Raw genomic sequence first — 1,733 nt, forward strand, 5'->3', positions numbered from 1 at the left:
AGCGACCCCAGCGCCAAAATCAGAAGCACCAGCAGCGCCAGCGCCAAAATCAGAAGCACCAGCGTCTCCAGCACCAAAATCAGAAGCACCGGTAGCTACAAGACCAACCACGGAAGATCCAGTAACACCGAAAGGGGAAGTGCCGGCTGTACCACAAAAGGAGGTGCAGACTGTATTTAAATCGGAAGTGAGTCAAGCATCTGCTGGCAATGTTTTGGTGGGAATCAAAGGAGAATTTTTAACACCAGATCAACAAGCTATCTTAGATTCTCTTAATAAGATTCGTAAAGAGGCTTTTGAGGAGAAATTAGTAGATAAGTATGTTCCGATTAAGTGGTCAACACAACTGGAAAAAACGGCTCTTATGAGAGCTGCTGAGTCTTCTATTACGAATGCCCATGCTCGTCTCTCTGACAAAAATATTTGGACAGCTTTTCCGACTGGTACTAGAACATTTGGAGAAAACTTGGCGTGGAATTATAAAGGATTTGCAGAGGCGATTAAGCAATGGTACTCAGAAAAAGCCGATTATATTAAAAAATCAAAGGGTGAGACAGTTGCAGGTCAAACTGGTCATTATAAATCATTGATAAATCCTCTATATACTTATACAGGTCTTGGTGCATTTAATAACCCTCGTCATGAACATCACTGGATTACTGTTGCACAAATTTTAGGAGATAAGGTCGACTCGGAGGCTTTAGTTGGACAGTATGGGCCAGCAATTCAAGAAGCAGAGGTGACAGAATCTCAACTTTCCTCATTTAAAACAAAAGCTGATATTGTCGAAAACACATCTGATAGAAGAGACAAACAGTAAAGATGTTAATTCACAGGAAGCGTCTTCAGAAACAAGAGATGTAACATCGCACGGTAACGGAGCAACAGGAGAAGCAAAGACTGTAGAATCTACGGAAAGCACAGAGAAAAGCCAAGTAGAACCAGCTGAAAACACATCAGCTACGGATATGGCAGAAACAGGAAAAACATCTGTAGCTCCATCGTCAGACTCAGAAAAAGTATTGACCACCACAGAAGAAACTGGAGAAGCGACTTCGTCTGATTCTAACTTAGTAAATTCACAAGAAAATAATTCTGAGACACAAGATGGAACAACAAATGCCACATCAGAAGAATCGTCAGAGTCAAAAGAAGCATCAGTTACCTCTGAAAGTGAGTCAACAGACACACAACCATCTGTAGAAGTAGGAACAGAAGAAACACTAGCTCCAAAAGACGCAGGAACAACAGTAGAAGCTGAAGAAGTTGTAACACCAGCTCCTCAAAAGGTCAAAGTCAATGTTTTTTATAACTTTGATAAAATGAAAGATATTGCAGGTTTTCTAGGAGATATCAATGGAACTCCTCTTGAAATCGCGGAAGGTTCAACAGATGATGAAGTAAAAGTGGCAGTCAAGAACCAAGTTGATGCTAAGAAAGAAGAGTTGGGCAAACGTGGCTATACTTTAAAAGAGGACTATGTCTATCAAGCTAATGGGAAAGATTATAACTACGTTGTAACATTTTCAAAAGCAGCTAAATAATTTTCATTCTATAGAGAGTGAAATGCAAGCAGAGAGAGCGATAGGCTCTCTTTGGTTTATCGAGTGGTCAGTTGCTTACAGACAAAAGGCCAGTAAGAGATTATAATAGAAAATAGAGTAGGTATTTATACTCTTCGAAAATCTCTTCAAACCACGTCAGCGTCGCCTTACCGTATGTATGGTTACTGA

The 1,733-nt window shown here is 40.4% G+C and carries 2 protein-coding genes; both read left to right on the forward strand.

The features are described 5' to 3' along the window. Nucleotides 1-820, forward strand: an 820-nt coding sequence (locus HT723_RS11375; RefSeq protein WP_240154930.1) for a CAP domain-containing protein, incomplete at its 5' end; no start/stop codon positions are given. Then, a complete protein-coding gene (locus HT723_RS01190; protein WP_172934463.1) occupies nt 783-1,544 on the forward strand; it encodes a hypothetical protein in 762 nt (253 codons plus the stop codon). The genes HT723_RS11375 and HT723_RS01190, both read left to right, overlap by 38 nt. The last annotated feature ends 189 nt before the right edge of the window (nt 1,545-1,733 follow it).

Source organism: Streptococcus sp. 2106, assembly GCF_013277315.1.
Taxonomy (GTDB): Bacteria; Bacillota; Bacilli; order Lactobacillales; family Streptococcaceae; genus Streptococcus; species Streptococcus pseudopneumoniae.